Raw genomic sequence first — 12,772 nt, 5'->3', positions numbered from 1 at the left:
TGTAGTCTAGCTTTACAGGCTAATTCCTCGGAAAAAAGAAAAAATAAGCGGAGTCGAAGACCGACTCAGACATATTTTTCTATTTTTCGTTCGGAATTAAGCGAGCCTGCTCAGCTTTTTGGAATAGGAGGAATGATTTTGCAAACTGGTAGAATTATTAAAGTATCCGGTCCTTTGGTTATGGCGGAGAATATGTCTGATGCAAGTATTCAGGATATTTGTCACGTTGGTGATCTAGGTGTTATTGGAGAAATTATTGAGATGCGGGGCGATGTCGCATCTATTCAAGTATATGAAGAAACAACAGGAATTGGACCGGGGGAGCCGGTTGTTACAACAGGAGAAGCGTTATCAGTTGAGTTGGCTCCGGGGTTAATTTCTGAGATGTTTGATGGGATTCAACGTCCGTTAGATACATTTGCAGAAGTAACTGAAAGCAATTTTTTAAGTAGAGGAGTTCAAATTCCTGCGTTGGATAGAGATAAAAAATGGTTATTTGAGCCAACTGTTTCACTAGGCGATGAAGTGTCAGCAGGAGATATTATCGGACTTGTTCAAGAAACGAAAGTAATACCTCATAAAATCATGGTTCCTTATGGTGTCAGTGGGACTGTGAAAGAAGTTAAAAAAGGCGAGTTTACCATAGAAGAAACAATTTACATTATTGAAACAGCAACAGGTGAGCAAGAATTTACAATGATGCAAAAATGGCCAGTACGTCGTGGGCGTCCGATTTATGAAAAACTAAATCCAGATGTGCCATTGTTAACAGGTCAACGTGTCATTGATACGTTTTTCCCTGTAACCAAAGGTGGAGCAGCAGCCGTTCCAGGTCCTTTTGGGGCAGGAAAGACGGTTGTGCAACATCAAATTGCTAAATGGGCAGATGTTGATTTGGTAGTCTATGTAGGTTGTGGCGAACGCGGCAATGAAATGACAGATGTGCTAAATGAATTTCCTGAATTAATTGATCCAAGTACAGGAGAATCTGTAATGGAACGGACGGTATTAATCGCTAATACGTCTAATATGCCCGTAGCGGCTCGGGAAGCTTCTATTTACACAGGAATCACAATTGCTGAATACTTCCGTGATATGGGCTATTCTGTAGCAATTATGGCAGATTCTACTTCACGTTGGGCTGAAGCGTTGCGTGAAATGAGCGGGCGTTTAGAAGAGATGCCAGGTGATGAAGGATATCCTGCTTACTTAGGAAGCCGTTTAGCAGAGTATTACGAACGTGCGGGACAAGTTGTGGCTTTAGGGAAAGATCATCGTGAAGGAAGTATTACTGCAATTAGTGCGGTGTCTCCATCGGGTGGGGACATTTCTGAGCCAGTCACTCAAAATACATTACGGGTGGTGAAAGTTTTTTGGGGATTGGATGCAACATTGGCGCAAAAACGTCATTTTCCATCAATTAACTGGTTGCAAAGTTATTCATTATATGAATCTGAGGTCGGCAAGTCTCTTGACCAAAAGCTACAAGTAAACTGGTCTGAAATGGTAATGGAAGGCATGCGGATTTTGCAAGAAGAGTCTCAGCTTGAAGAAATTGTCCGCTTGGTCGGAATTGATTCTTTATCAGATAAAGATCGTTTAACTTTAGAAGTCGCTAAATCAATTCGTGAAGATTACTTACAACAAAATGCTTTTGATGATGTGGATACATTCACTTCAAGAGAGAAACAATATAAAATGCTACGCTTGATTTTAACATTTTACAAGGAAGGACAAGAAGCGTTAGCTTTAGGTGCTTATTTGTCAGAACTTATGAATGGTACTGTTGAGCTGAGAGATCAAATTGCACGTAGCAAATATGTGCCAGAAGACCAAATTGAGCGCTTAGATGGGTTAGTTGATGAAATTAAGCTGACCTTGAAACAAATTGTAGCGGACGGAGGGATGTCTCATGATTAAAGAGTATCGTACGATCAATGAAGTCGTTGGTCCCTTGATGATTGTTGAAAAAGTTGAGGGAGTCAAATATGAAGAGCTGATTGAAGTTCGGATGCAAAATGGCGAAATCCGTCGAGGACAAGTGTTAGAGATCAATGGAGATAAGGCAATGGTCCAAATTTTTGAAGGAACTAGCGGGATTAATATCCGAGACTCAAAAGTTCGTTTTTTAGGTCATCCTCTAGAGCTAGGAGTATCAGAAGACATGGTTGGTCGAGTTTTTGATGGCCTAGGTAGACCAAAAGATAAGGGTCCAGAGATTTTACCTGAAAAAATGGTAGATATCAATGGAGAAGTAATCAATCCTGTTTCCAGAGATTATCCAGATGAATTTATTCAAACGGGGATATCAGCGATCGATCATTTGAACACGTTAGTTAGAGGTCAGAAATTACCAGTATTTTCTGGTTCAGGGTTACCTCATAAAGAATTAGCTGCTCAAATTGCTCGTCAAGCCAATGTATTGAATAGTGAGGAAGAGTTTGCTGTTGTGTTTGCTGCGATTGGTATTACATTTGAAGAAGCTGAATTTTTCATGGAAGATTTCCGTCAAACAGGAGCAATTGATCGTTCAGTAATGTTTATGAATTTAGCCAATGATCCCGCTATCGAACGAATTGCAACGCCAAGAATGGCTTTGACTGCGGCAGAATATCTCGCTTATGAAAAAGGGATGCATGTTTTAGTTATTATGACTGATATGACGAATTATTGTGAAGCATTGCGGGAAATTTCTGCTGCTCGTAGAGAAGTGCCGGGACGTCGTGGTTATCCAGGGTATTTATATACTAATTTAGCCACTTTATATGAACGTGCTGGACGAATTCGCGGGTTGAAAGGATCAGTAACACAAATTCCGATTTTGACGATGCCAGAAGATGATAAGACGCATCCAATTCCCGATTTAACAGGGTATATTACTGAAGGGCAAATCATTTTATCGAGAGAGTTGTATAAAAGCGGTATCCAACCTCCAATCGATGTATTGCCATCTTTATCTCGATTAAAAGATAAAGGAACGGGTGAAGGGAAGACCCGTGGTGATCATGCACCGACTATGAACCAATTATTTGCGGCATACGCTCAAGGAAAACAAGCAAAAGAGTTAGCTGTGGTTCTGGGAGAATCGGCACTGTCTGAAGTAGATAAAATTTATGCGAAATTTGCAGATCGTTTTGAAAAAGAATACGTAAATCAAGGGTTTTATGCTAATCGTTCTATTGATGAAACGTTAGATTTAGGGTGGGAATTATTATCTATGTTACCAAGAACTGAATTAAAACGAATCAAAGATGAGCTGTTGGATCAATACTTGACTGAAGGAGAGTGATCATAATGGCGCGTTTAAATGTAAACCCCACTCGAATGGAACTCTCTCGTCTAAAAAAACAATTAGGCACAGCCAGTCGCGGACATAAACTATTAAAAGACAAACAAGATGAATTAATGCGGCGTTTTATTTTAATGGTCAAAAAAAATAATCTTTTGCGTCTTGACGTAGAAAAAGAAGTAACGAGTGCTTTATCACGTTTTGTTTTAGCGAATGCAACATTAAACGAAGCGTTTATAGAGGAATTAGTAGCTGTGCCGGCAGACGAGGTAACTGTAGATGTAATCGAAAAAAATATTATGAGTGTTACAGTTCCCGTCATGAATTTTCATTATGACGAAACAGTTGCTGATGCACCGTTAAATTATGGATATTTAAATTCAAATGCTGAATTGGACAGTGTTTTTGAAAAGATTTCAACTATTTTACCTAAACTTTTAGAATTAGCAGAAGTTGAAAAGACGTGCCAATTGATGTCAGAAGAAATTGAGAAAACTAGGCGTCGCGTGAATGCTTTAGAGTATATGACAATTCCTCAATTAGAAGAGACAATTTATTATATTCAAATGAAACTAGAAGAAAATGAACGTAGCGAAATCACCCGCTTGATTAAAATCAAGAACATGGGAAGTAATGCTTAAAAAAATAGAGTTAAGATAGGTAAAATGCTATCTTAACTCTATTTTTTGGGGTATTCGTTACTCTGGGTTGTCCATAGCTGATCCGTTATAGTTGAAATAAATGGGATACCAGCATCTGTTGGGCCATTTGTAAAAACCGTTAAAATAAAAGGATGCTCTGTTTCCAAGATACCCATATCATGTAAATAGCCACCATAGGAACCGATTTTATGAGCAACTTTTCCTGATGTTGTTGGTGTATCCATTCTTTCATGGAAAACAGTGTTTTTCATATAGTCATAGATGGCTTGGTACTCTGAGTTTGATGGTTTTTCCTTATATAAAATATTAAGAATTTTTGCAGCATCTTCAGAGGTAAATTTTGCATCATCCCATTCTGTTTCTTTTTGAAGAAAATGAGCATAGAGGGCTTGTTTGGCTTTAATATCGTCGCCAAAGGTATCGTACAACATATTTTTAGCGATATTGTCTGAGTAAATAATATTGTATTCTTGTAGTGTTCTTACTGAATATTTCGGTTGAATATTGTTGATAATAATACCTGTTCCGTCTTCATAATCTTTTTCTTCATTATAAGTGAGTTGATCATCCCAGTTTAAAGATCCAGCTTGAACCTTGTCAGCAATCATCATAGCTAGAGGTACTTTGATTGTACTAGCAGTATAGAATTCTTTCGTCCCATTTACAGAGAGCTGTTTATCAGTTGTTAAATCAACATAAGTTATGCCGATCTCGCCCTTAAAAGAATTGGCAGCATCAGTCATAATCTGTTCGATTTTCTTGTAAAAAGCAGTCAATTCTGGACTTTTTTTAGGTTCAGATTCCTTACTGTCAACGGTTGGCGACTGTTCTATTTTCTTTGAATTGGTATTTTTTTGACTAAATTCAGTCTCAGTTGCGTAATCTATTGTATCGGTCGAAAAAAAGAACGATACAATTAAAAAGAAGCAGATAGAGAAAATCATTCCATATAAAGTCATTCTCTTTTTTTCCAAATAACCTTCGTTCCTTTCGGTAAAAATGTGAATAGAAGAATCATATCAAAGAATGATTAAAAGCGGCTTAAAAATAAATCGCTCTTTCAATAAAAATATGATCAACAACTATTTAATCACTTTTCTATTGATTTTGCAATGTTTGTTAAGAGGTGTGGATGGATTAAAACACAAAAGTGAGTGAGACATAACTCTTTGAGTCATATCCCGCCCACTTGGAGTCTATATAAACGGTAGAAGCAATCTCTTTGTAAAAAAGTTGAAATTGCTGTGAAACACGGTGAGGTATAAGCTGGCGGTGATCAGTCGTTTTTAGCTATAAAAAATCGAATTTGATTGCGTTTCTAATTGTTTTTTTAGTTGGTTGGTTTCCTTGAGAAGCATTTGACCGATTGATGTATCTTTCACTTTTAAACGAGTGATTTGTCGATCCACAATTTGTCTTGTAGAAACAATATCATCATTTTTGTCAATGGCCGCTTCTTTATTTGAGAACGGTTTATGGGCGGCTAGTTGCATACCAAAAGAGTTGTATAAGAGGGTATAGCCTCCAATCCCTGTTACTTTTTGATAAGACCTTGAAAAACCGCCATCAATAACGATCATTTTACCGTCTGCTTTGATGGGCGATTCCCCGTCAATCGATTTTACAGGCGTATGTCCGTTAATAATATGAGCATATGGTTTTTTTAAGTCGAAGGCACTTAAGATACGTTGACAGATTTCAGGGTTATTTCTTAACTCATAATAGGCATTTTTTTCTTCCACATGGGTTTCTTGTTCTTTGATAAAGTAACGTTCAAAGGTTTTCATTGCTTTTTTTCCAAAAAGTGACGAACGTTCTCCACACCACAGATACCAAACGATATCTGTTGAAAAATTCTCTGTTTGCCAAGGTTCTCTGAAGGCTTGCTTGATATTTTCTTCAAAAAAATCAAGGAGGGATCTTCCAGCATACGTTTTTTTATTGAAAGTAGCACTTTGAAATGTCCCGTCTTGATTTAGCGGAATGCAACCATGAATTAACAAATTGTGATTATATGAAAGATAAAGAGAACCCTTATCAATGAGAAAGGTCATATGATAATTCAGCTTTTCAGAATGTTGGAATTGTCTCAGTAAATCATCAATAATGTCTTCTTCTTCTTGGGATAATTGAAAAGGATCATTCCAATTAACTGTTTGAAAGCATCCGTTGACCAAAGGATAGCACTTATTGTCTATCTGGACTTGGTTAACTTCGATTTTATCTAACAATAAACGATGGTCCATTTGAAATTCAGGACGACGTTTAATTATCTGACCTTCTAGTTTTTCTTGAATGATTGCCATCGCTTGTTGTATTTTCATCGCGTCCGTTGTTTCTGCAGTAGAAAGGTGTCTATAAGGATTTTTTTTCGGTTTGAAATGAAGATTTTCCTGATAGGTTTTACGACTAAAGGATTTTAATGAATCGAGATCAATACCATATGCGTCTTCTAAAAGATCCAGATTGCCATAGCGAGCACAAATTCTCAAGACATTAGCTAAACAAGCTTTTGAACCACTGACAGCGCCAAGCCAAATGATATCGTGATTGCCCCACTGAATATCCACTGAATGATAATTTATCAGTGAATCCATGATTTTATCAGGGGAAGGTCCACGATCATAAATGTCTCCGATAACGTGTAGATGATCGATAACAAAACGTTGAATCAAATAAGATAGGTCGGTGATAAAGCGTTCAGCTTCACCTAATTCGATGATTTTCTTAATGATTTGACGATAATAGGCTTTTTTATCGGTTGTTTCATCATATTGGTAAATCAACTCTTCTAATATATAAGCATAGGTTGTCGGCAATGCTTTTCGAACTTTAGAACGAGTATATTTACTAGAAGAAAAGCGTGCCATTACCAATAAATGTTCAATTGTCTGAAACCACCAGTCTTGAGATAAGTTTTTTTTGTTTTTTAGTGACAGGACTTTTTCTTCGGGATAATAAATCAAAAAACATAATTCATCCATCTGTTCTATGGAAAGCTCTTGACTGAATAATGTGTGGATTTTATTACGAATACTACCTGAGCCGTTTCTTAAGATATGATTGAATGCTTCGAATTCTCCATGTAGGTCACTAATAAAATGTTCCGTTCCTTTGGGAAGGTTTAAAATAGCTTCTAAGTTGATGAGCTCAGCAATCAATTCATTTGTCTGGAAAGTGCTCATTTAAAAACCTCCTTATCGTCTGTTCGGCGCTAAATCTTCAATAATCGTTGTTGTTTCTTCGATTGATTTTTTATCTACATTGATCACAAGAGCATTATATTTTTTAAAGATGCTATCGGCGTAGTCCAATTCTTCTTGAATTCGTTGGGCATTTGTATAAGCGGAATCTTCTTTAAGGCCTAAGGAATGTAAGCGAGATTTACGAATGTCCATCAAGCTTTCTACGCTCGTTGTCAGGCCAATAATTTTTTTAGGATCGATTTGGTCAAGTTCAGCAGGTAAAGCAACTTCTGGAATTAAGGGTAGATTTGCTACCTTGTGGTTTCTGTTTGCCATGTACATACTTAATGGTGTTTTTGATGTACGGGAAACACCTAATAATACATAGTCTGCTTCTAAAAAGCCTTTTGAATCTTTACCGTCGTCATAGCGAACAGCAAATTCAATTGCTGATACGCGGCTAAAATATTGTTCGTTTAATTTGTGAATCGCCCCTGGCTCTTGTAAGGGCTGAACACCAAAAGTACCTTCAACTATTTCACTTAATGGACTCATGTAATCAACAAATTGTAGTCCAGTACGATTGGCGAATTCTTTGACTAGATTAACCAAATTTTTGTTTACTAATGTTGTAACTACCACAGCTTTATCATGTAAGGCATCTCTTAAAATCGGTTGTAATAATTCTTCGTCTGTGATAAATGGGAAACGCTGAACATCACTCATATCAATGCTTGGGTATTGAGCGGATACGGCTGAAATAATTTTTTGTGCTGTTTCTCCAACTGAATCTGAAACTAGGTAAATCTTGATTTTATCGTTTTTCATGAATATAGGCTCCTCTTTTTCATACATAATTTCTATAGTAAGTTTTTTTTAATAGTTTTCTTTCTCAATATCATTACCTGCGTTGATAAAATAAGCCATCATTCTGGTTTTGGTTACTTTACCAATGACTTTTTTTGGTTGGTCATTTTCTACAACGGGTAATGTATCAATGCTATGTTGAATCAATAAACCTCCTGCTTCCAAAATAGTGCGGTCGCGAGTAATAGTAACTATATTAGGCATTCGACTCATGATCATAGCAACAGGTGTTTTTTCGCTATTCGGGTTGCTGATGGCTGCGCGTAATAAATCTTTACGAGATAAAATACCAATCAAATCATCGTTGTCATCTTTGACGTACAAGGAACCAACATCGTACATAAATAGATTTGTTACAGCGTCATAAACAGTCGTACTCTGATGAATCAAAATCGGCGGTAACATAATGTCTTCAACAGTTTTTTTGTATAATTTTTCATAAAGTAAAGGCTCTACTGTTTGACCTGTATAAAAATAGCCTACTTTTGGTCTAGCATCAAGCAAACCGGTCATCGTCAAAATAGCTAAGTCGCTTCTCAAAGTGGCACGGCTTAAGCCAAGTGTCTTAGCGATACTATCGCCACTAATCGGCTCATTTTCCTTCACGATTTTAATGATCTCCAATTGTCTTGAGGTAAGTTTCATTCTATCGACCTACTTTCTAAATGTGACACACTAATTATTATATATTTCTTATAAAGATAAATCAACAGTAAAATAAAAGTACTATATTTCCTGTTGACATCAAATGTGATACACAATATAATCGTATTTAGTTAAATGTGATACACTAATAAGGCGAAAAGGAGAGTTTTATCGTGAATTATGTGATTGATTTTTTTAATGGAAGTAAAGAACAAGCGGATTTACTTGGAGGAAAAGGCGCAAATTTAGCTGAAATGACAAAATTAAACTTGCCTGTGCCCACAGGTTTTACAATTACAACAAAAGCATGTTTAGATTATTTACAAGAAAAACAGAGTATTTCAAGTGAACTTAATGAAGAAATTCAAGAACATGTTGCCAGTTTGGAAGTTAGAACGAAAAAGCGATTTGGCAATCAAACAAATCCGTTACTACTTTCAGTGAGAAGTGGATCAAAATTTTCAATGCCAGGAATGATGGATACGATTCTAAACTTAGGTCTTAACGATGAAACTGTGGTTGGTTTGGCGCAAAAAACTGGGGATAGCCGGTTTGCCTACGATTGTTATAGAAGGCTTTTACAAATGTTTGGTGATGTTGTTTGTGGTATTGGTAAGGATCGATTTGAAGAACAGCTTGAATTTTACAAGTCAAAGAAAAAATATCGCTCAGATACTGATATGAAAGCGGAAGATTGGCGAGAATTGGTAGCGGTTTATAAAAATATTTATTTGGAAGTGACACATCAAGCATTCCCACAAAACCCACATGAGCAACTTATTTTATCAATAGAAGCTGTTTTTCGTTCTTGGAATAATCGCAGAGCAGTTACCTATCGTCGCTTGCATGATATTCCAGATTCGTTAGGGACAGCTGTTAATATTCAAGAGATGGTTTTCGGGAATTTTGGATCCAATAGCGGAACTGGTGTTGCCTTTACGAGAAATCCTGCAACTGGAGAAAGAGGAATATTTGGTGAGTTCCTATTAAATGCTCAAGGAGAAGACGTAGTTGCCGGTATCAGAACACCTCAACCAATCAGTGAACTTGAAGTATTGATGCCTGAAGTGTATCAAAAATTTTTGCAATTAAGTCATTTGTTGGAAAAACACTACAAGGATATGCAAGATATTGAATTTACAATCGAGAACGGACAACTTTATCTTTTACAGACGAGGAATGGGAAACGCACTGCTAAATCTGCTTTTAAAGTTTGTATTCAATTAGTAGAAGAAGGAATCATTACTAAAAAAGAAGCCCTTCAACGAATTAATGCAACAATGGTGACCCAATTACTTCATCCTGTGTTTGAACCTGCACAATTAGCGCAAGCGAAAATTTTTGCCAAAGGCTTACCCGCTAGTCCAGGTGCGGCCAGTGGAAACATCTATTTCACCGCAGAACAAGCGAAAAAAGCGAGTGAAAAAGGAGAAAAGGTCATTTTAATCCGCCAAGAAACCTCACCGGAAGATATTGAAGGAATGGTGGTCAGTGAGGCTATTGTGACTTCTAGAGGTGGTATGACTTCCCATGCTGCTGTGGTAGCCAGAGGGATGGGGGTATGTTGTGTCGCAGGATGTGAAGAGATTTATGTTGATGAATTTCTACAGCAAGCAACTGTCGGAGAAATGACGGTGTATCAGGGAGACCGGATTTCAGTTGATGGTACAACAGGCACAATCTACCTAGATGATATTCCTTACGTTGAAGGTGACGAATGGCAATTGTTAGAAACGATTACTAATTGGGCGAAAGAAGAGGCAAAAATTGATGTCAAAGCGAACGCAGAAACACCAGCAGATATCAAAACAGCTCTGAAATTAGGCGCTCAAGGCGTTGGACTAGCAAGAACAGAACATATGTTTTTTGGAGAAGAGCGGATCATTGAGATGCGTAAAATGATTCTTGCAGAGCAAGAAGAAGCGCTGATTTCACCTTTAAATCGATTAAAAGAATTTCAAAAAGAAGATTTCCGAATAATGTTTTGTTTGTTGAGAGGAAAGGCCTGCACGATTCGTTTATTAGATCCGCCACTGCATGAATTTTTACCACAAACGGAAGAGGAAATTATCCATTTAGCTGAAGCGACTGAACGGACTGTGGCGCAGATCCATCATAGAATTGATGGATTACATGAACAAAATCCAATGCTGGGGCATCGTGGCTGTCGTCTGGCCGTGACTACTCCCCAAATCTATGAAATGCAAGTAGCTGCTATTATTGAAAGTGCAATAGAAGTCTCTCAACAGGATATAGAAGAAATTGTTGAGCCGGAAATTATGATTCCGTTAATCGGCAGTCAAGAAGAGATGAGCTGGCTGAGAGAACGTTTAGTCCGAGTCGTTGAAAGGGTTTTTGATGAAAAAGGTCAATCGGTTCCGTATAAAATAGGAACAATGTTAGAAATCCCACGAGCATGTTTAACAGCGGATAAAATTGCAGAAGTTGCCGATTTTTTTAGTTTTGGTACCAATGATCTGACGCAATTAACGTATGGCTTTTCCCGTGATGACTCTGTCAAATTTATTGGAGCGTATCAAGAGAAGCACTTGTTAAAGGAGGACCCATTTCAGCATATAGATGAAATGGGGGTAGGGGAACTTATGAAAATAGCTGTAGATAAAATTAGACAGGTCGATTCGGACATTAAAATTGGTGTTTGTGGAGAAGTTGGGGGAGATCCACAATCTATTCGCTTTTTAAAGAAAATTGGAGTAGATTATATTTCTTGTTCTCCATATCGGATTCCAGCGGCGATTTTGGCAATTGCTCAAGAATGTTAGAAATAAAATAACTGAATTACTATACGATACTAACTTATTATTTCTGGCTTTTTCATAGCGTTTATCTGGATTCCAAGTGAGTGGGATATGACTCGAAGAGTTATGTCCCACTCACTTTTTTTACGAACCTTCAGTAGTCCGCTTTATTTTAAGACATGGTATAATTTGAAGTATCTGTGTAAGAAAGAAGTGAAGTAAGTGAATAAGCGATTAAAGTGGTATAGTTTGCTTGGCGTGATCGCTCTGAGTAGTATCCTTCTTTGTGGTTGGTTTTTGAATCGGTCGGAGGATAATCCAAAGAATATACCTACACAAACAAATGAGAAAAAAAAGATAGATCAAGAAATCAAAAATGCGCATTTTCAAGGAACAGCACTGCTCATTCGTCAGGGAAACATTTTTCTTCAACAAGGATATGGATTTGCAGACGCAGATAAAAAAGTGTCCAATCAAGCAAACACTATTTTTCCAATTGCTTCTTTACAAAAAATAATTACTGGTGCAATTATTTTAAAATTTGTTCAAGAGAAGAAGCTTACATTGAATACCACATTGGCTAGCTTTTATCCAGAAATAAAGTACAGTAAAACCATTACAATCAGACAGCTGCTTAATCATACTTCTGGTATCATGATGCCTGAAGAAGAGCCTGAGACTCTTTTGACTAATGAAGACAGCCAAATTGATAATGCTTTAAAAACACTAACTGTTACGCAAGATAAAGAATTTTTTTATTCAAATGGAAACTATACGCTTTTAGCGGGAATTATTTCGAAAATAGCTGGACAATCATATAAAGAAGTTATTCAAAAAGAGGTGATTGATAAGCTAGCACTAAAACACACTTATTTCTGGGACAATTTGCCTAAAGGCGAGGCAAAAGTCTTGCCGTATTATTATATAGAACAAGATTTTCAAGAGGATCCATTTCCAGCGAGCGAAAAACTATTTTCTAGTTTATTAGGTGCTGGTAACATGTATATGTCTGTTGAAGATTTTTTAACCTTTATTAAAGGATTATCAAATGGTCAATTGTTTAAACAAAGAGAGTATGACCAACTTGCAGATGTCAAAACAGCAGGATATCAAGCAGGAATGATCTATTTTGATGGAATGAAATATTCAGAAGGTAGTTTAGGTGGATACAATACAGCGATTTATGGTGATCAGAATAATCAAAATTTAATTATCCTTTTTGCAAATCAGCCAGCAAACGATGGTCTACGAGAGTTGTGTGAACGTTTATATGAAGAGTGGTTGAATACGTAATTGGATAGTTGTGAATAAAATGAAAAAGAGATAGGAAGTTTTTCATTTTTGTGCTATTATTTTTAATAAATC

Annotated in this window: 9 protein-coding genes; 5 read left to right on the top strand and 4 right to left on the bottom strand. The window is 36.9% G+C overall.

Translation table 11 applies throughout. The annotated features are described in order from the left end of the window. The first annotated feature begins 138 nt into the window (after positions 1-138). Genes A5880_RS01160 through A5880_RS01150 form a run of 3 tightly spaced genes read left to right on the top strand, consistent with a single transcriptional unit; the run spans position 139 to position 3,930 of the window. Positions 139-1,920: a V-type ATP synthase subunit A gene (locus tag A5880_RS01160; RefSeq protein ID WP_179190386.1), complete on the top strand. Its 1,782-nt coding sequence runs from the start codon at positions 139-141 to the stop codon at positions 1,918-1,920. Continuing rightward, entirely contained in the window at positions 1,913-3,289 is a 1,377-nt protein-coding gene (locus A5880_RS01155) for a V-type ATP synthase subunit B (protein WP_086330249.1), read from the top strand. Before A5880_RS01160 ends, A5880_RS01155 begins: the two co-directional genes overlap by 8 nt. 5 nt (positions 3,290-3,294) lie before the next feature. Beyond that, positions 3,295-3,930, top strand: a complete 636-nt coding sequence (locus A5880_RS01150) for a V-type ATP synthase subunit D (RefSeq protein ID WP_086330248.1) — start codon at positions 3,295-3,297, stop codon at positions 3,928-3,930. Between the two features lie 38 nt (positions 3,931-3,968). Here A5880_RS01150 and A5880_RS01145 read toward each other — a convergent pair whose 3' ends face one another. The 4 genes from A5880_RS01145 to A5880_RS01130 all read right to left on the bottom strand — a co-directional run bounded on the left by A5880_RS01145 (position 3,969) and on the right by A5880_RS01130 (position 8,648). Continuing rightward, the gene (locus tag A5880_RS01145; RefSeq protein ID WP_086330247.1) at positions 3,969-4,910 is read right to left on the bottom strand and encodes a serine hydrolase; all 942 of its coding nucleotides are present in this window, start codon (positions 4,908-4,910) and stop codon (positions 3,969-3,971) included. A gap of 327 nt (positions 4,911-5,237) precedes the next feature. Beyond that, positions 5,238-7,136, bottom strand: coding sequence for a fructose-1,6-bisphosphatase (locus A5880_RS01140; RefSeq protein WP_086330246.1), 1,899 nt, complete (start codon positions 7,134-7,136; stop codon positions 5,238-5,240). A gap of 12 nt (positions 7,137-7,148) precedes the next feature. Then, entirely contained in the window at positions 7,149-7,964 is an 816-nt protein-coding gene (locus tag A5880_RS01135) for a pyruvate, water dikinase regulatory protein (RefSeq protein WP_086330245.1), read from the bottom strand. Between the two features lie 48 nt (positions 7,965-8,012). Then, a complete protein-coding gene (locus A5880_RS01130; protein WP_086330244.1) occupies positions 8,013-8,648 on the bottom strand; it encodes a transcriptional regulator CcpN in 636 nt (211 codons plus the stop codon). A 173-nt stretch (positions 8,649-8,821) separates the two neighbouring features. Between A5880_RS01130 and ppdK the strand changes: the two genes are divergently transcribed. Together ppdK and A5880_RS01120 are read left to right on the top strand one after the other, a co-directional pair. Next, positions 8,822-11,431, top strand: coding sequence for a pyruvate, phosphate dikinase (ppdK, locus tag A5880_RS01125; RefSeq protein WP_086330243.1), 2,610 nt, complete (start codon positions 8,822-8,824; stop codon positions 11,429-11,431). Positions 11,432-11,629: 198 nt separating this feature from the next. Then, complete coding sequence (locus tag A5880_RS01120) at positions 11,630-12,700, top strand: serine hydrolase domain-containing protein (RefSeq protein WP_086330242.1); 1,071 nt, start codon at positions 11,630-11,632, stop codon at positions 12,698-12,700. The last annotated feature ends 72 nt before the right edge of the window (positions 12,701-12,772 follow it).

The organism is Enterococcus sp. 4G2_DIV0659, assembly GCF_002140715.2.
Taxonomy (GTDB): Bacteria; Bacillota; Bacilli; order Lactobacillales; family Enterococcaceae; genus Enterococcus_L; species Enterococcus_L mansonii.
This window is presented reverse-complemented; position numbering and strand designations above follow the sequence as displayed.